Raw genomic sequence first — 15,864 nt, forward strand, 5'->3', positions numbered from 1 at the left:
ACATTCATTCTGCAAGCATGACCGCGCCATGCTTTGCGTTATATCAAGACCCTTGAGACATATGCGTCAGCGCCTCGCCGGTGACGCGGCAAATGCGCCATTCCGGCAACAGCGAGGCGCCCATGCTTTCGTACAACTTGATGGCGTTGCTGTTCCAGTCCAGCACCGACCATTCGAAGCGGCCGCAGTCGCGTTCCACCGCCAGCTGCGCCAGCGCCACCAGCATCTGCTTGCCGTAGCCCTTGCCGCGCGCGCTTTGCTTGACGTACAAGTCTTCCAGGTACAGGCCCTTCTTGCACAGGAAGGTGGAGAAGTTGTGGAAGAACAACGCGAAGGTGACGACGACGCCGTCGGTCTCGCCGACCAGCGCTTCGCAGACCGGCTTGTCGCAGAACAGGCTGTCGTGCAGCATGGTTTCGTTGGCGACCACCATGTGTTCCAGTTTTTCAAACACGGCCAATTCGTAAATCATGCCGAAAATGGCGGCGACGTCTGCCGGCTGGGCCGGGCGTATGGTCAGGTTGGAAGTGCTCATCAGGCTTCGACTATGCTTTCTGTGGTGGAAGGGGAATCGGATTGCAGCGCCCAGGCGACGCTGGACAGGCACAATACCATGCCGGCCCATTGCAGCGGCCCCGGGCGGAAGTGCTCCAGCTGGATCGACAGCAGCACGGAAATGACCGGTGTGACCACGCCGATGTACACCGCCTTGTGCGAGCCGATGCGGTGGATCAGCGTAAAGTAGGCGGCGAAGGCGATCACCGAGCCGAACAGCGACAGGTACAGCAGCCCGCCCCAGTAGGGCAGGCCGGCCGGCACGGTGAAGGACTGGCCGCTGACCAGCACCCACAAGGCCACCAGCAGGCTGCCCCACAGCATCGACCAGGCCATCGTCAGCAGCACGTTGGACGATTGCTCGCGCACCTTGATCACGACCACGTTGCCGACCGAACTGGCGATGGTGGCGGTCAGCGCCAGTGCCAGGCCGAGCAGAAAGTGACCATTGCCGCCGGACAGGATCTCGCTCCAGGCGCCCACGATGGACTGGAAGAACAGCAGCGTGACGCCGCAGATGGCGACCGCGCCGGCGCTCCAGGTGCGCCAGCTGAGCGGGGTGCCGAAGGCCATGCGGTTGAGGATGGGGTTCCAGAACACCATCAGCGCGAACAGCACGGCGACCAGGCCGGACACCAGGTATTGCTCGGAGGTGTAGGTGCAGATGTAGCTCAGGCCGAAGGTGGCGCAGCCTTGCAGGAACATCCAGCGCTGGGTGCGCCAGGGCATCAGCAGCTTGTCGCCGCGCGCCAGGCACCAGGCGAACAGCACCGCCGCCGACAGCGCGAAACGGTAGACCACCGACACGGCGGGCGCGACCTCGCCCAGTTGCAGCGTGATGGCGAAGAAAGTGGAGCCCCAGATCAGGCAGGCAATGATGAACAGGAGTGGAGAGGACATCGGACGAGTATAGCCGCCCGGGCGATTCCTTGCCTAGCGGCTATGATTTTGTTGCGGCGCAACAGATCGAGGAATTTGTTTGTATCGCTGCGTAAATCTTGAGCAATTTGTTGAAAATGCAAGTATGATGGAATGACACATCAATCAAGGGAGAGCGGCATGAGTACCGCGCTGCAAATCAAGGTCGTCGGCTTGCTGGGCTATGTCGCGCTCAGCACCGCGCTGGTGCTGTTGCTGGCCGACGAACAGATGCAGAGCGCCGCCCAGACCCTGCTGGCGTTTTCAGGTTTCCATTAAGAAGTTGCGTTCAAAAAGACCGCAGCGTCGTTGTGGCGCCTCGCCGTGCAGGCGCACTGTCTTCGTCACCACGCCTAGCTGCGCTCATTTTGAACGCAACTTCTAGTACGCCAGTTTCATCCGGCGGTACAAAAATCCCAGCACAAACAGCGGCCCGATCAGCAGGAAGCGCAGGTCGTCGAAAAACGACGGCTTCTTGCCTTCGATCTTGTGGCCGATGAACTGTCCTATCCACGCCAGCACGAAGATCGCCAACGACAGCGGCAGGATGGCGCGGTCGGGCAGGGCGGCCAGCAGGGCCAGCATCAGCGTCGACATCAGCAGCATGCCCACCGCGAACGGTTTCGACAGCTTGAAATAATAGGCCAGCGAGGCCAGCGTGACCGCCACCGCCAGCAGCGGATGCACCGCCCACAGCAAACCCAGCAGCGTGAAGACGATGACCGGCACGCAGACGAAGTGGATCACTTCATTGATGGGGTTGAGGTGGCTTTCGCTGTACTGGGCCAGTAGCGTATCGATGGTGCGGGGTTGCGACATGGGTGTCTCCTTTGTTTTTATAGTACGGTCGTGCCGTCGGCAAATTCTACACCTGAAACGCGGCGTGGCAACGCTTGGGTACAATGCGGCCATGATCAACGCTACAGATCCCCTCCTTCCCGCATTGACCGGCCTGGCGCCGGTGATCGACGCGCGCACCCGCATCCTGGTGCTGGGCAGCTTTCCCGGCGCCGCCTCGCTGGCGGCGCAGCAGTACTACGCGCATCCGCGCAATCTGCTGTGGCCGATCCTGTCGGCGCTGACGGGGGAGCCGCTGGCCCAGTTGCCGTACGACGAACGCCTGCCGCGTCTGCTGGCGCATGGCTTCGGCCTGTGGGATGTGCTGGGCGCCTGCGAACGTGAAGGCAGTCTCGACTCGGCTATTCGCAAGCCCGCCGCCAACGACTTTTCCCGTCTGCGCGAATTATGCCCCGCGCTTGAAACCATCGGCTTCAACGGCCAGACATCCGGCAAATTCGCCGCGCAGTTCGCTGCCCATGGTTACCGGACGCTGGTCTTGCCATCAACCTCGCCCGCCCATGCCAGCTTGTCGTTGCAAGCGAAACTGGAATTATGGCGTGAACTATTGCATTGCTGAATTCAGACGCTGAGCCGACCGCGAAAGCCTCTTGCTGCATAGTACGATTCAGCGCCATTGTGATACAGGAAAACATGGTCATAGCGACGATCGCAGAACAGCGCGCCACCAAGATGCCTTATCTGGGCGGGTGTTTGCACCCAGCTCGATGTTTTCCTGTCGAACTCTCCCAATTCCTGCAACGCTCGATATTGCTGCTCCGTGAGTAACTCGACACCGATAGCGGACGCCATTTCGATAGCGCTTGCGCCGGGCTTATTTTCCTTGCGTGAATCGCGCGCCTCTTTGTCGTAGCAGGTGCTGCGTCGGCCCGTTGGACTTTCGGGCGAACAATCACAGAAAATGAACGCATCGCTTATTGCGTCATAAGCAATGACATCCGGTTCTCCGCCGGTGCGTTCCATTTCGGCGAGTGGCGGGAGCTTTCCGGGACTGGCCTCCAACTTCGCCTGCACGGAGCTCCAGTCGATTGCTGCGTGACGACGCATGTTCTTCGCGAACCGATCTTTGAGCGTTCCGATTAACTCGTCCCCAAGTGCCGTTTCCAATTTATTTCTCCTTTCGAAGCCAACGTGCCGGTTAATGCTGCTTTAATCCAACCGGCTTCAATGAGCGACGATGCGAAACTCAGTTGCTTTAGCCACTGGGCGCACTAGATTTCGTTCACGTATCAACTCCACGATGCCGTAGTTGGACATTGTTTTCAAAGTGCGTGATAGGTTGCTTGGTTTTCGACCGGTCGCCTCCGCCAACGCCGAGATGGATTCGGGTTGCGTTTCCAGGATCACGTGAAGTAACGCTCGGTTTTCATCGCTCAGGACTTCAGCCAGCGATTTCATCGAGGTGAACCAGACTTTGGGCTCGTTGGGTTTTGGCTTGTAACTGCCGCGAGCAATTGCGAGCACGCGCTCGCGAATTTTCTCTTGCGGCATGATGCCTATAAAAATCGGTTTCATCATTTTCTTAGCTCCTGCAGGACACGGTCCACGTCCGCAAAGAAATCGTTGAAGAGTTGCTGTGCATCCTTGAATTCATAAGGGACACCCTGGTCTGATGCGTGTCGGTGTTTATGATCGAAAGCCAGGATGCGTCCCGCATACTTGAATTTCTTTGGTGGCTTTACCATGTGGGCATTGTCGTAACCCAGAATGCGTATTCCATAAGGATCGTGCAGCGTCAGGGAGTAGCGGACGCCGTGCGGAACTTCGTCTGAGACCTCAGTCCGTTTGGCTTCTACCTTGATCCAATAGCCGCTCCCTTGATCAAGTACTGAGCCATCCAGATCCAACAGCGTGTCAATGACGGGATCGATCTTCATGCGAAGAGTATATCATCTGCTGATATGCAGCGACCGTGCTTGGTGTCAACCGTGAGGGTAGCGCATCAAGTTTTGTAATGGTTGCTATCAACATAACCAGTCATCAGCGCGACCGCCCAGTCTTCGCGGCCGTTGGCGCAGGCCAGTTCGGCCATGCTGCGGTGGTCGTAGGGGACGCTGAGCAGTTGCGCCTGCCACTGCTGCTGGCGGCGCTCGACGATGGCGTAGCGGGCGTCGGGCGAGCCGGATTCGATGGCGTGGGGATACGGGTGGTCGTCGGCATAGGCCGGCTGGCCGACGCTGCCGGGATTGACGAGCAACTGGCCGCGCGCGCTGCGCACGCTGCGCGGCACGTGCGTGTGGCCGCAGGCGACCAGGCTGGCGTCGACCTGGCCGAGGCGCTGCTCGATGTCGGCGGCGCCGGCGTGGCGCTCGGCCGTTTCCAGCAGGCCGGTGAGGTCGCTGGTCGGCGTGCCGTGGCATAAAAATACGTCTTCGCTGTATTGCAGCGCCGGCCGCAGCGTGGCGATCCACGCCAGTTCGCGCGGCGTCAGTTGCGCGCGGGCGTAGGCGTCGGCCGCGCCGGAGCCGGGATGCAGTTCGAGGATCTGCCGTTCGTGGTTGCCGGCCAGGTGGACCCAGTCCTGCGCCATCAGGTAGCGCGCCGTCTCCAGCGGCAGCAGCGGGCCGGACAGGCTGTCGCCCAGGTTGACCACCGCGTCCACGCCCTGGCGGCGGATGTCGGCCGCCACCGCTTCCAGTGCGGCCAGGTTGCCGTGGATGTCGGAGACGATGGCGATGCGCATGGCTAGTTATCCTTGAACGTGGCCAGCAAGCCGGCCGTGTCGACGATGGCGGCGTACTCGCCATCGAGGTTGGACAATGCCATGTAGTGTACATCGTCGGCGCTGCGGGGCGCGCCCGCGTAGTCGGTTTGGGCGTAGGCGTAGCAGGCGTCGGCCACCACGCTGGTGGCGAAGCCGAGGTTGCCGGCGCTGCGGGCGCTGGACTCCACCGAGTTGTTGGTGCTGACGCCGGCCAGCACCAGCCGGTCGATGCCGCGCACCCGCAACCAGCGCTCCAGTCCGCTGTTGACGAAGCAGTCCGGCACATTCTTTTCCACCACGTGTTCGCGCGCCAGCGGCGCCAGGCGCGGCTGGAATTCGGCGCCCGGCTGGCCGGGCCAGAACGGCGAACCCGGCGTGCGCGACATGTGGCGCACGTGCACCACCGGGGCGCCGGCCGCGCGCCAGGCGTCCAGCAGGGCGGCGATGTTGCGCTCGGCGTCGGGGTTGTTGCGCGCGCCGGCGGCGGGGCTGGCCATGCCTTGTTGCATGTCGATGATGATCAATGCCTGCATCGTTATGGTTCCTGGCGGGAGATCACCCGCACCACCGACTCCAGGTAATCCTCGAAGCCCATGCGCAGGTAGAGTTGGTGCGCGTCATTGCTGCGCATGACGTGCAGGAAAGAGGTGTCGCCGCGCTGCAGGTGGCGGCGGACCAGCTTGAGTATCAGTTGCTTGGCCAGCCCCCGGCCCTGGTAGTCGGGATGGGTGCAGACGCCGCTGATTTCGCACAGCCCCGGCGCGCGCAGGCGTTCGCCGGCCATGGCCATCAGGCGCTCGCCGTCGAAGTAGCCGAAGTAGTCGCCCAGCTCGATGGTGCGCAGGCCGAACGGGCCCGGCTTGCACAGCAGTGCCAGTTCCAGCGCCTGCGCCGCGTGCCGCGGGCCCAGCGGTTGTGCCTGCGGGGCCGGATCGGCTGCCGGCATGGCGCCGCTCCAGACCATGCGGAACATGGTGCTCTCGGCGTCTATCTTCCAGCCGGGCGGGGCGGCGCCGTGCCAGCTGTCGCAGTAAAACGGTTCGCCCGGCGCGCACACCGCTTCCAGCGCGGCGAAGTCCGGCCGCGCCGGATCGGCAAAGGCGACGATGGGGGAGAAGCCCTGGGTGTAGCGGCGCGCGCCGCCGCTGCCGTCGGCGTGGCGCGCGTGGGCGCCGGTCAGGGTGTGCCAAAAAATGTGGTCCAGCAGGTCGTTGCGTTCCATGCAGCTTGCCTTGTCGGTGGAGCGTGGTTATGCTTGTTTTAAATACACTTTCTTTTTAACACAGTTTTGACAGGGGTATGCATCGCAGTTCAACTTAGCTGGGGACAAAATGGATAATCAGAAAATCGCCATCATCGGACTGGGCCGTATCGGCTCGGCCTTCCTGCGCAACATGCTGGGCCGCCGCGAGCGCGGCGTGGAGCTGGTGGGCGTGGCCGAAAGCGGCGACACGCCGGGCCGCCAGCTGGCGCTCGACGCCGGCCTGGCGGTGGTGACGCTGGACCAGATTGTCGCCATGGGCAGCGGCGTCGACATCCTGTTCGACCTGACCGGCATCCCCGCCGTGCGGCGCGAGATCCGCGAAAAGCTGATGGCGCAGGGTAACCACCACACGGTGATCGCCTCGGAAACCATCGCCCGCCTGATCTGGGCCATGACCAGCGACGACGACCTGCCGGTCATCGCCGGCCGCAGCACCGGCTACTGATACTCGCTACGGCCCCACCGGGACGATGGTGGCGACGCCGTCGTCGGTGATGCCGATCAACAGCATGCCGTCGCCGGACACCGCCAGCTGGCGCGGCAGCAGCTGCTTGCCGCTGCCGACCAGCTTGAACTGGTTCAGCAGCTTGCCGGTGGTGTCGTACATCCACACATCGCTGACGGCCGCCTTGACGGCGGCGCCGCAATAGATGCGGCCATCGCTGCCCAGCTCGATGTTATTGGGCGTGCCGTCGCCGGCCGCCAGGTAGCCCAACACCCCCAGGTCGACCGGATTGAGTATGCTGCACAGCTTGGGCGAGCTGCTGGCGGTGTAGATCCGCGTGCCGTCCTGGCTGACGGCGATGTCCTGGCCCAGCGTGCCGGTGTTGGCGTGGCTGGCGGCCGGGACCTTGGCCGGATACAGGGTGCCGCCGTTGAGCGCGGCATAGTCGACGCTGAGCGTGGTGACGGCCACCACGGCGGCGTTCTCGGCCTGCTGCAACAGGCGGTTGCCGTCGCCGCTGGCGGCCAGCGTGCCGCCGCCGCCGAGCGGCAGGTTGAGGCGGGCGTTATTGGCGGTCAGGTAGGCGGCGCCGGTGCTGAGCACCAGCATTTCCACGCCGTTCGGACGGATCACCTTGAGGCGGGTGCTCTGGTCGGCGTCGACCGCGATCTGCGACAGCACCGTCTGGGTGTTGAGGTCGATGGTGACCAGCGCGTGGCTGGTCAGGTTCAACAGGTACAGGTAGTCGCCGTTGGCGCTGGTGGTCATGTCGCCCAGGCTGGCGCCCAGGCCGGCGATGGTGCCGGTCTTCTGTCCGCTGTAGAGGTTGTAGATGTCGATGTAGGCGCCGCCGTTGTGCGCATAGGCATAGGGCCGGATCGGATCGGTGATCACGTTGGCGTAGGTCAGCACGGTGCTGACGTTGGCCAGCGGCGTGCGCGTGCCTTTCCACAGGGCGACGCGGATCGGCTCGGGCGCGCTGGCGTCGGCGTCGAACGGGGTCAGCGTGACGGTGGCGATGCTCAGCGTGTCGGCCGCCAGCGCGGTCGGGTCGGCCGTCAGGATCAGTTTGTTGGCGTTGACGCCGGCCACCAGCCAGCCCTGGCTGGAGGTGGCGCTCATGCCGCCGAAGGTGCCGTAGTTGTCGCGCACGGTCAGGGTGCGGGTCAGCCTGGTCCAGGCCGGCGTGCCGCTGAAGGCAACCCCGGTTTCCGACGGCAGCAGCTTGTGCTGGTCCTTGTTGATGGTCAGCAGCACCGGCGCCACCACCCGGTCGCCGTTGACGCGGGCGGTGGCGTTGACCAGCGACGAGCTGACGCCGACGCCGGCCTTGGCCGGCAGCGCGTTGAAGGCGACGCTGCTGGCGGCCTGGTTGACGTTGCCGCTGAGGACGCTGGCGGCGGCCCAGGTGGGCAGCGTGCCGAACGACCAGGGCCAGGAATTGGTGACGGTGTTCAGGCTCAGCGCCAGGCTCGGGCTGGCGCTGAAATCGCGGCCGTAGGTGCCGCCCAGGGTGATGCTGTTGAGCGATGCGCTCAGGGTGGCCGGGCTCAGGTTGAGCGTGACCGGCAGGCTGCGGCCGGCCTGGCCGGTGGCGCTCAGCGTGACGCTGCCGTTGTAGCTGGCGCTGGCCAGCGTGCCGATGGTGGGATCGACCGTCAGCACCGCGGTGGCCGGCGTGGTGCCGCTGGTGGGCGAGATGCGCAGCCAGGCGCCGTTGGCCACGGCGCTCCAGTTGGCGCTGCGCTGGTCGTCGGTGTCGAGCGCGATCACCTGGTTCGGCACCGGGGCGCCGTTGATGGCGTTGAAGGTGACGCTGCCGGCGGTGACCACGCCGCTGGGCTGGACCGACAGCGTGGCCGGCAGGACGGCGCTCTGGCCGTCGCTGGCGTTGATGGTCAGCGTGGTGCTGTAGCTGCCCACGGCCAGGCCGCTGGCGTCGAAGGCGACGCTGAGCGTGCCGCTGCCGCTGCCGGAGTCGGCGCCCGGCTTGAGCCAGGCGGCGCCGCTGCTGGCGGTCCAGCTGCGGCCTTCGCTGCTGATGGCGACGTTGATCGCGGCCGGCGCGGCGCCGCCGATGTGGGCGGTGCCGCCGAGCGCGACGGCCGGCGTGGCGCTGAACACCAGCTGGCCGGCCGCCACCACCTGCAAGCTGTAGGGCAGCAGCATCGGCGAACCGGGGAATTGCGCGGCGCAGCCGCTGTCGCGGCACAGGCGCACATTGAAGTTGCCGGTGTAGGTGCCGGCCGCCAGCGACGGCGAGGTTTGCAGCACGGCGTGGTACTGGGTGTCGCTGTCGCGTATCAGCTGGACATTGGGCAGCAGCACGCCATTGCTGTCGACCACGCTGGCGAACACGCTGGTGGCGTTGGCGAAGTCGGCCGGCCTGGCCACGGTGGCGATGATGTTGAGGGTGCTCGAGGTGCCGGCGCTGATGCTGGCGCGGACGGTGTCGGGGTTGAAGCTGAGGGCTGGTGTAGCGGCCGGGGTGGCAGGATCGGCGCTGCCGCCACCACCGCCGCCACCGCCGCATCCGGTCAACAGGGCGGCCAGCAATAGTGGCAGGAGGTAGACGGACCTGGGTCTCAGCATGGCGGTATCCTTGGGGTAAGCACAGCTTGATTTACACATTTTACAATTGTTGCGTATTTGCAACTATGTGTCAAGCATCGGGACGCGCGCACGGCCGCGCCCCGGCCAGAATACCATCGCACGGGCCTATTTGCCCGCCGAGTGCGCCTCATACGCGCGGATGCGGTCCAGCTTGGCCGAATACAGGTCGTGGTCGCCGCGCGTGGTGCTGTTGGCCAGCGCCTTGGCCATGTGGGCGTCGGCCTCGCGCAGATTGCCCAGTTGGTAATTGGCCAGCGCCAGCCAGAAGTGGAACTCGTGGTAGTCCGGCACCCGCTCCACTTCGCGCGTGAACATCTCGCGCGCGCGGCGGTAGTCGCCGGCCTGCATGGCGGCCTGGCCCAGGTTGAAGAAATGGAAGGGCGGGTCGGGTTCCAGCTGGCTCAGGCGGATGCGCAGCCGGGCCGCCTCGGCCTGTTTGTCCGGGTTGGGCTGGGCGTCCAGCGACTGCACCAGGTTGGACAGGAAGATGGTGCTGTCGGGCGATTGCGACAGCGCGTAGCGCAGCGCCTGCTCGGCCTCGGGCAGGTTGCCATGGTGCTGGTAGACCACGGCCAGCGTGTTGTAGGCGTGCAGGAAGCCCGGGTCCTGCTCGACCGCCTTGCGGGCCGACCAGTAGGCGTCGTCCAGCTTGCCCTGCGACAGCAGCTCGGCGGCGCGGTTGTTCAGGTACATGGCGACGATGGTGTGCTCTTCCAGCGGCTTGGCGTTTTCGCGCGCCTTGGGCGGGATGGGGATGAAGTCCACCGTCAGCGCGTTCGACATGTCGACGCTGTAGATTTCGCCGTGGGACAGGCGCTGCCGGCCCAGCGCCAGGTTGACGTGGTTGCTGGCGAAATACAGGTTGCCGGCGCGGCTCCAGCTCTCCTCGACCTCGACCTGCTGGAACTGCACCACCAGGTTGAGCTCGCGCGCCAGCGCGGCCGTCATGATGGCCAGCGACAGGCAGTTGCCGGCGCGCGCGTCGAAGGTTTGCGCGGCGTCGCGGGTGATGGCGGAATCGTATTCGAGTTGCAGCTTGTCCTTGCGGTACAGGGCGTCGAACAGCTCGCGGCGCGGATCCTTGCGCGTCAGGCTGTGGCCGATTTCGCGGCTCAGGTAGCTGCGCATGGCGGGGCTCACGGCGAACACGTGGGTGGTGTCGACCGGCGCCGCCGGCGGCTGGAACAAGGGATCGTGGAACAGCATCGGCGCGGCCGCGCGCGGCGCCAGCGACGGCCCGGCGCAACCGCACAGCAGTGCGGCGCACAAGGTCAGGGCCCATGGTTTCATGACGAGTCTCCCTTTGCTGCGGAGCACAAGCCGGCGCCGCACCAGGCAGCGGACTCTGTGTCCCGCTTGAGGAAAGTATCCTCGGCTCGCGGGGCGATGTCAAACGGGAATTTGCGGCCGGCTCAAGCCAGCGGGCGCAGCTCCACCGGCTGTCCGTGGGCGTCGAAGCGCAGCGCCACCTGCACCTCGGTGACGCCGATGCTGGCCAGGGCGTCGCGCAGGTCGTCGACCTCCAGTTCCAGGTCGGCGCCGAGGTCGAGCGGCTTGTCGCCGCTGGCCAGCACGGCTTCGCCGTCGCGCAGCTGGACCCGCAGCACCATCTCGTCGTCGACGTCGGACGGCGCGATGACGGCGTTCAGCCCGGCCGGCGCGCGGCCATCGATCGCCTGGTTGAGCGCGGACAGCAGTTGCAGCATCGCGTATTCGGACTGGCCCTGCTCGCGCGCGCCGAAGAACAGGTCCTGGTACAGGAAGTTCAGGCGCAGCGCGCCATCACCGCGGCCGCGGCCCAGGCAGCGCGCCACCAGCGGCGCGTGCTGTTCGGTCCATTTCTGGTAGCGCTCGGCACGCTTGGCGAAATAGGCGTCGGCCGCCTTGTCGCCGGCCGGCACCTGGTAGAAGGCGTCGTCGGCGCGCTTCATGGCAAAGCCGAGCAGGAAGCGCAGCTCGACGGCGGTGTCGTCCGCGCCGAAGCCGGTGGCCGACCAGCCGGCCGCCATGCTGCGCTCCAGCGCCGGCGCGGCGGCGATCTTTTTCTCGGTCAGCGACTGCGCCGCTTCGCGCACCATGGTGTGCAGCTGGCCGTAGCTGACGCGTTCGAATTCGTCGAGGTCGTAGGCGTGGCTGACCAGCACCACCTTGGCCTTGGGGCTTTCCAGGCCGGCGTCGGTGAAGCTGTCGAGCAGGGCTTCGTAGGCGGCGGCGTCCTGGAAATCAAAGGCCGGATCCAGGCCGCCCTGGCTGTGGACGAACACCGGAATCGCGAAGGCGTCGATCTCCATCTCGGGCGCGCCTTCGCGGCGCAGCATCAGGCTGGCGGCGCCTTCCTCGACGGCGTTGCGCAGGTAGCGGTAGCCGTCGCGCGATTCGTCGCGCGCCAGCTCGATGGCGCCGTACAACACCTCGTCCTTGCTTTGGTTGAGCAGTTTGCGCAGCAGGCGCTGGAAGTCCAGCGCTTTCTGCGCCAGTTCGGCGCGGGTGCTGTCGGCCACGATGTCGTTGTTGAACTCGCCGTCCGCCAGGTCCAGCGCCAGGGCGCACAATTCGGTGGTTTGCTGTTCGTCTTTCAGTTCCGGGGAGTTCGCGGATTTGCGCGGTACGGGGCGCTTATTCTTGGGCATATTTCTGATGGTTCGCTTATCGTTCGGTGTGGAAGGCTTCGTGCAGTTCGTCCAGCAGGTCGGCGGTTTCGTCCTCGGACAGGCCGAGGTGGCGGCAGGCCTGGTCGCCGCCTTTTTCCCACTCATAGGACAGGTTGCGGCCGTGGAAGCGGGCGATGCCCTTTTCCGCCAGCAGCGCCAGCGCCACCAGCGAGCGCACGGCGTCGTCGGTGGCCGGGTCGTCCAGCACGCGGTAGTCGTGGTGCAGCAGGATGGCCCAGGAGACGTCCGGCGACAGCCCCCAGTTGCGCGCCAGCAGGCAGCCGATGGCGGCGTGGTTGGTGCTGTAGCGGCTGTCCTCGATGACGGTGAAGGCTTGCTCGGCATCGTCGCAGGCCTCGGTGTAGGTGGCGGCGTAGTCGGCGAAGCGGTTCATCAGCAGCGGCACGCCGATGTCGCAGAACAGGCCGAAGGTGTGGGCGATGTCGGGCGGGGCGATGCGCAGCTTGCGCGAGAAGAACACCACGGCCTGGGCGCGGCGCGCCGAGATTTCCCAGAACGCGTTCAGGTCGGCTTCCTTGCCGTCGATGGCCTGGCGCGCCAGCAGCCCGGTCAGCAGCGCCGCGCACTGGTTGACGCCGAGGAAATTGATGCCTTGCTCGACCGACTTGGCCTTGCGCGCGGCGCCGAAGAACGGCGAGTTGGCCAGCTTGAGCAGGGCGCCGGACATGCCGACGTCGTTGCCGATGATGCGGGCGATGCGGCGCGGCGACGGGTCGGGCTGGGCCAGCTCGCGTTGCAGGTCGACGAGCAGGCTGGGCCGTGGCGGAATACGGATGGAGCGCATCAGCGCTTCTTCCACCGCGTTTTCAACTGGCATGGCTGGGGCTGCAACTGTCGTCATTGTGATCTTCAGGGGTACGAGGTGGGGCGATGCAATACAGCACTATAAACCAGTGCGCTCACTCATGCTGGGCATGCTTATCCCGATTATCGCCGCAAGCGCGCGCGGCGGGCGTGAATTTATCCTGAATTTCTGCCGGGTTCGCCATATTTTGTCGCTAAAAACCGCTAAGTGCGGCGATTCGATAATCATTTGTTATGGGTTTCGTGACTAAGCAAACCAGATTGGCATTTACAATATAACCATGGATACATATCTGGCAGGCATCGATTTCAACGCGCCCTCGGCCGAGGTGGCGCGGCGGTTGATCGGCGTCACCTTGCTGGTGGACGGCGTCGGCGGGCGCATCGTCGAGGCCGAGGCCTACGACCGCAGCGAGCCGGCCGCGCACAGTTTCAACGGCCCGACGCCGCGCAATTTTTCCATGTTCGGGCCGCCGGGGCGCAGCTATGTGTACCGCTCGCACGGCTTGCACTGGTGCCTGAATTTTGTCTGCCGCGAGGAGGGCCACGGCGCCGGCGTGCTGATACGCGCGCTGGAGCCGCTGGCGGGACTGGCGCAGATGCGCGAGCGGCGCGGGCTGGACGATGAACGGCTGCTGTGCTCGGGGCCGGGGCGGCTGTGCCAGGCGCTGGGCGTCACGCGCGCGCACAACAACCTGGCGCTGGACGCGGCGCCGTTCGTGCTGCTGGCGCCCGGTCAGCCGGCTTTCGACGTGCTAGCCGGCCCGCGCATCGGCATTAGCAAGGCGGTGGAGTTGCCGTGGCGCTTCGGCCTGGCCGGCTCGCGCTTTTTGAGCAAGCCCATGCGCTGACGGCTGCTCCACCTTGAACACCGACACTGCCTGCGACAGCTGCACCGCCTGCTCCTGCAGGCTGGCCGCCGCCGCGGCCGCCTGCTCGACCAGCGCGGCGTTCTGCTGCGTCACATCGTCCATCTGACCGACCGCCTGGTTGACCTCGGCGATGCCCTGGGCCTGTTCGACGCTGGCCTGGCTGATGCGGGCGATCACCTCGTTGACCTGCTGCACCGATGCGACGATGGCGTCCATCCGCTCGCCGGCCTGGTGCACCGAGGCGCTGCCGCTGTCGATGGTGGCCACCGAGGCCGCGATCAGCGCCTTGATCTCCCTGGCGGCGGCGGCCGAGCGGTGCGCCAGCGTGCGCACCTCGCTGGCCACCACGGCGAAGCCGCGACCCTGCTCGCCGGCGCGCGCCGCTTCCACCGCCGCGTTGAGCGCCAGGATATTGGTCTGGAAGGAGATGCTGTCGATCACGCCGATGATGTCGACGATCTGGCGCGAGCTGGCGCGGATCGAGGCCATGGTTTGCACCGCCTGGCGCACCGCCGCGCCGCCGTGCTGGGCCAGGTCGGCGGCGCCGGCCGCCAGCTGGCAGGCTTGCTGGGCGCCGGCGGCGTTGTCCTGCACCGCCTTGGTCAGGCTGGCCATGGCGCTGGCGGTTTCCTCCAGCGAGCCGGCCTGCATCTCGGTGCGGGTCGACAGGTCGAGGTTGCCGCTGGCGATTTCATGGGAGGCGCAGTCGATCGCCTGCACCGCCGCCATGATGGCGCCCAGCGTCTGGGTCAGCTTGTGCATGGTGTGGTCCAGCATGCGGGCGGTGTCGGCGATCTCGTCGCGGCCGCGGTTGTCGCCGCGCCCGGCCACCAGGCGGCCGGCGGCCAGCGCCACCACCACGTCGGCGATGGCGCGGATGTCGTGCAGCATGGCGCCGCGCACCGCCATCGTCACCCCCAGCGACAGCGCGATCGACAGCAGCACGATCACCGCCATGCTGGTGCCGAGGGTGTGGAATTCGGCCCGCGCGCGCGCGTAGGCCTGCTCGCTGAGGGTTTTTTCCAGCGCCGACAGCTGCGCCAATTGTTCGTTCAACAGCAGGAATTGTTTTTCGCCGTGGGCCATGGCGTTGGTGGCGATGCTCTGGTCGATGCTGGCCATCTCCATGGTGTCGCGCACCGCCTTGCGGTAGGCGGCCAGCGATTGCAGCGTCTGCTCGACGATCTTGCGCTCGGCGGCGTTGCCGTCGGCCGCCGCCAGCGCGTCCAGCTGGCGCAGCTGGGTCTCGATGGCGGCGTGGCCGGCCTTGATCTGCCTGGTCAGCGCGTCCAGCCGGGGCTGGGAAAAACTGCCGTTGACCCAGGCCAGCAACTGGTAGATGTGGGCGTGGGCGTAGCGGGTTTCGCCGGTGATGTCGGCGGCGGTCCGGAGGCGGGTGGCGCGCACCTGCACCAGGTTTTCCAGCGAGGCGTTCTGGCGCACCATGCCGTAGTAGGCGGCGGCGGCCGTGACGATCAGCAGCAACAGCACCAGGCCGGGCGCCAGCAGCAGTTTGGGACCGATACGCAGTTTGCTCAGCATGGTGCTCTCCCGCCGCTATTTTTTATAGATGCCCGCTTCCAGCACCACGTCGCCGACGCGCAGGATGTAGGTGGTCTTGGGTTCGATCTTGCCGCTGCCGGGGTTCTTGTACTGGTAGTCGACCCAGCCGTGGCCTTTCTTGGCGGCCAGATCGATGATCTCGCGGCGGTATTTCTTGCCGCTGGCGTCGGGCACGTCGGTCAGGTCCTTGCCGACGATGGAGGGGTTGAACGGATGGGCCAGCACGATGCCGCTGTTGAGATCGCGCAGGTCGACGTACAGCGAACCCTGCACGAAGTCCGGGTCCTTGGCGGCCACTTTCTTGATCAATTCGTCCTTGCCGTGGGCCTTGAGGAAGGCGGCGCTCTTTTCGACGATGGCGACGGCGTCTTTTTCGGTGGGCTCGGCGGCGGCCGAGGCGGAGGCGTGCAGCAGCGTGGCGGCAATCGCGGCGATGGCGGCCAGCATGGCGGTCTGTTTCATGGCGGTTCCTTGTGGTGGGGGCGGGGAGGGCTTGCTCCAATGAACTTTACGCCGGCGCCAAGGACGGGAATTGCGATGCCGCAAAGTCTGGCCGTGTGGAAATTTTGCGCGCGTCCGGCGTCAAGGAAAAATAT

Annotated in this window: 19 protein-coding genes; 4 read left to right on the forward strand and 15 right to left on the reverse strand. The window is 65.6% G+C overall.

From position 1 onward, the window contains the following. Nucleotides 1–43: 43 nt before the first annotated feature. On the reverse strand, nucleotides 44–535 hold the full coding sequence (locus tag V6M89_RS08935; protein ID WP_332852859.1) for a GNAT family N-acetyltransferase: 492 nt from the start codon (nucleotides 533–535) through the stop codon (nucleotides 44–46). Then, nucleotides 535–1,455: a DMT family transporter gene (locus V6M89_RS08940; protein WP_332852860.1), complete on the reverse strand. Its 921-nt coding sequence runs from the start codon at nucleotides 1,453–1,455 to the stop codon at nucleotides 535–537. Before V6M89_RS08940 ends, V6M89_RS08935 begins: the two co-directional genes overlap by 1 nt. 159 nt (nucleotides 1,456–1,614) lie before the next feature. On the opposite strand from V6M89_RS08940, the gene V6M89_RS08945 reads away from it, so the two are divergent. Then, nucleotides 1,615–1,752, forward strand: a complete 138-nt coding sequence (locus V6M89_RS08945) for a hypothetical protein (RefSeq protein WP_332852861.1) — start codon at nucleotides 1,615–1,617, stop codon at nucleotides 1,750–1,752. Between the two features lie 102 nt (nucleotides 1,753–1,854). Here the strand turns inward: V6M89_RS08945 and V6M89_RS08950 are convergent, their stop codons facing one another. Next, complete coding sequence (locus V6M89_RS08950; protein ID WP_332852862.1) at nucleotides 1,855–2,292, reverse strand: Mpo1 family 2-hydroxy fatty acid dioxygenase; 438 nt, start codon at nucleotides 2,290–2,292, stop codon at nucleotides 1,855–1,857. Nucleotides 2,293–2,383: 91 nt separating this feature from the next. Between V6M89_RS08950 and V6M89_RS08955 the strand changes: the two genes are divergently transcribed. Continuing rightward, nucleotides 2,384–2,890: a DNA-deoxyinosine glycosylase gene (locus tag V6M89_RS08955; RefSeq protein ID WP_332852863.1), complete on the forward strand. Its 507-nt coding sequence runs from the start codon at nucleotides 2,384–2,386 to the stop codon at nucleotides 2,888–2,890. Nucleotides 2,891–2,892: 2 nt separating this feature from the next. Here the strand turns inward: V6M89_RS08955 and V6M89_RS08960 are convergent, their stop codons facing one another. From V6M89_RS08960 to V6M89_RS08985, 6 genes are all read right to left on the reverse strand, one after another. Then, entirely contained in the window at nucleotides 2,893–3,438 is a 546-nt protein-coding gene (locus V6M89_RS08960) for a DUF4256 domain-containing protein (RefSeq protein ID WP_332852864.1), read from the reverse strand. A 57-nt stretch (nucleotides 3,439–3,495) separates the two neighbouring features. Beyond that, nucleotides 3,496–3,849, reverse strand: coding sequence for an HVO_A0114 family putative DNA-binding protein (locus V6M89_RS08965; protein ID WP_442881961.1), 354 nt, complete (start codon nucleotides 3,847–3,849; stop codon nucleotides 3,496–3,498). Next, the gene (locus V6M89_RS08970) at nucleotides 3,846–4,208 is read right to left on the reverse strand and encodes a toxin-antitoxin system TumE family protein (RefSeq protein WP_332852865.1); all 363 of its coding nucleotides are present in this window, start codon (nucleotides 4,206–4,208) and stop codon (nucleotides 3,846–3,848) included. Before V6M89_RS08970 ends, V6M89_RS08965 begins: the two co-directional genes overlap by 4 nt. Before the next feature lie 65 nt (nucleotides 4,209–4,273). Further along, nucleotides 4,274–5,014, reverse strand: a complete 741-nt coding sequence (locus tag V6M89_RS08975; protein WP_332852866.1) for a metallophosphoesterase family protein — start codon at nucleotides 5,012–5,014, stop codon at nucleotides 4,274–4,276. 2 nt (nucleotides 5,015–5,016) lie between these two features. After that, a complete protein-coding gene (locus V6M89_RS08980; protein WP_332852867.1) occupies nucleotides 5,017–5,568 on the reverse strand; it encodes a cysteine hydrolase family protein in 552 nt (183 codons plus the stop codon). A 2-nt stretch (nucleotides 5,569–5,570) separates the two neighbouring features. Further along, entirely contained in the window at nucleotides 5,571–6,257 is a 687-nt protein-coding gene (locus V6M89_RS08985) for a GNAT family N-acetyltransferase (RefSeq protein ID WP_332852868.1), read from the reverse strand. A 109-nt stretch (nucleotides 6,258–6,366) separates the two neighbouring features. On the opposite strand from V6M89_RS08985, the gene V6M89_RS08990 reads away from it, so the two are divergent. After that, on the forward strand, nucleotides 6,367–6,744 hold the full coding sequence (locus tag V6M89_RS08990) for a homoserine dehydrogenase (RefSeq protein ID WP_332852869.1): 378 nt from the start codon (nucleotides 6,367–6,369) through the stop codon (nucleotides 6,742–6,744). 6 nt (nucleotides 6,745–6,750) lie between these two features. On the opposite strand, the gene V6M89_RS08995 is transcribed toward V6M89_RS08990, so the two are convergent. The 4 genes from V6M89_RS08995 to V6M89_RS09010 form a co-directional block, all read right to left on the reverse strand. Beyond that, a complete protein-coding gene (locus V6M89_RS08995) occupies nucleotides 6,751–9,336 on the reverse strand; it encodes a quinoprotein amine dehydrogenase (RefSeq protein WP_332852870.1) in 2,586 nt (861 codons plus the stop codon). 126 nt (nucleotides 9,337–9,462) lie between these two features. Then, a complete protein-coding gene (locus tag V6M89_RS09000) occupies nucleotides 9,463–10,647 on the reverse strand; it encodes a tetratricopeptide repeat protein (RefSeq protein WP_332852871.1) in 1,185 nt (394 codons plus the stop codon). Between the two features lie 122 nt (nucleotides 10,648–10,769). Then, nucleotides 10,770–11,987: a DUF2863 family protein gene (locus V6M89_RS09005; protein ID WP_332852872.1), complete on the reverse strand. Its 1,218-nt coding sequence runs from the start codon at nucleotides 11,985–11,987 to the stop codon at nucleotides 10,770–10,772. A gap of 16 nt (nucleotides 11,988–12,003) precedes the next feature. Continuing rightward, nucleotides 12,004–12,870 (reverse strand): HDOD domain-containing protein, encoded by an 867-nt coding sequence (locus tag V6M89_RS09010; protein ID WP_332852873.1) that lies wholly within the window; start codon nucleotides 12,868–12,870, stop codon nucleotides 12,004–12,006. A 244-nt stretch (nucleotides 12,871–13,114) separates the two neighbouring features. Between V6M89_RS09010 and V6M89_RS09015 the strand changes: the two genes are divergently transcribed. Next, on the forward strand, nucleotides 13,115–13,684 hold the full coding sequence (locus V6M89_RS09015) for a DNA-3-methyladenine glycosylase (RefSeq protein WP_332852874.1): 570 nt from the start codon (nucleotides 13,115–13,117) through the stop codon (nucleotides 13,682–13,684). Here V6M89_RS09015 and V6M89_RS09020 read toward each other — a convergent pair. Both V6M89_RS09020 and V6M89_RS09025 read right to left on the reverse strand, forming a co-directional pair. After that, complete coding sequence (locus V6M89_RS09020) at nucleotides 13,589–15,247, reverse strand: methyl-accepting chemotaxis protein (RefSeq protein ID WP_332852875.1); 1,659 nt, start codon at nucleotides 15,245–15,247, stop codon at nucleotides 13,589–13,591. The genes V6M89_RS09015 and V6M89_RS09020 overlap by 96 nt on opposite strands. Before the next feature lie 15 nt (nucleotides 15,248–15,262). Beyond that, nucleotides 15,263–15,715 (reverse strand): cache domain-containing protein, encoded by a 453-nt coding sequence (locus tag V6M89_RS09025; RefSeq protein ID WP_442881964.1) that lies wholly within the window; start codon nucleotides 15,713–15,715, stop codon nucleotides 15,263–15,265. Between the last annotated feature and the right edge of the window lie 149 nt (nucleotides 15,716–15,864).

The sequence above is a fragment of the Duganella sp. S19_KUP01_CR8 genome (genome assembly GCF_036688705.1).
GTDB lineage: Bacteria > Pseudomonadota > Gammaproteobacteria > Burkholderiales > Burkholderiaceae_D > Rugamonas.